Source organism: Vibrio sp. Vb0937, assembly GCF_033338855.1.
Genome location: NZ_JAWOTK010000418.1, coordinates 1 through 1075 on the forward strand (window position 1 = coordinate 1; position 1075 = coordinate 1075).

General features: G+C 41.0%; 1 protein-coding gene. It reads left to right on the forward strand.

The window, feature by feature from the left end; all coding sequences use genetic code 11:
* The first annotated feature begins 28 nt into the window (after nucleotides 1-28).
* Entirely contained in the window at nucleotides 29-454 is a 426-nt protein-coding gene (locus R7P67_RS26175) for a hypothetical protein (RefSeq protein WP_262654371.1), read from the forward strand.
* The last annotated feature ends 621 nt before the right edge of the window (nucleotides 455-1075 follow it).

Consider the following 1075-nt stretch of genomic DNA (forward strand, 5'->3'; position numbering starts at 1 on the left):
GGGCGTTAGCTTTCTATAGGAGAATGGGGTGAGTCAATATTTGATCGAACCTGAAGTCCCTGGGGGATTTGGTAAAAATACTTTAGGGCGTTTTGATGTACACCCGCCAATAGTAGAAAAGTTACACCTAGAGTTTGATGGGTGGCTGGGTGATGATTTATTAGAAACATTTCCGTGCTTTTTAGTTTCTGAACATTTAGCGACAACATTAGTTGCATCAAAGTTGTCTGGGTACAATCTTGAGGCAGTGGAACTATCAACTTCTGATATGTTTCAAGAATTACAGTCAGAGCGCTGTTTACCTCGTTTCTCGTGGTTACAAATAACGGGACACAGCGACAAAGATGACTTTAGCGTGTCTGAAAAAGGGATACTATTAGTCTCTAGAAAGGCTATGCAGCTGCTGCAAAAGTTTCAATTAACTAATGCTGATATTACAGTGCACAAAAGCTAACAAACAATTTAAGAGTGATTCAGCACGCTTGGCATTTTTGGTTTGGGTTAAGTTTAGTGATTGAGTTGGTCATATTAAGTGCCGTGGTCGCGTGCTTCACACCTTAATTGGGCGTTAGGTTACTAGCATCAAAATCGGGCAGTGGACTTTCCCACCATTACTTTCTTGGCTAATCTAAGCTCAGTTTTTTGGGGCAGTAGGCATTCATTGAGCTTTTTTTGAAAACTGGTTTGCCGTTACGTATCAATGAAAATAGTTATGTGTTTTTGCTTTGGTTTTGCACTAATTAACAGCTTGCGAGTGTGAAATACGCAATGATAATCCGAGCGTCAGTGTGTGAAGTTCCGTGAGTCTCCACGCTGGGCGGTTTTGGTTTAGTTCAAGGAAATACAGGTTTCCGTAATAGTGGAACAAGGTCAGTTTTTAGTCACTCTTCAAGTATCAAATTTATAGCGTAGTTGTTAGTTTGGTTTCGGTGTAAAGTATTGAAAATAATAACCTAACAAACTGCTCAAGAGGGATTCGCAACGCGTGGCATTTTCAGTATGCGTTGGTTTAAGTGATTAAGGCGGTATGCTTTAGCATCGGTGTTGCGTTGCTCACCCCTTAGCAGGGCGTTAG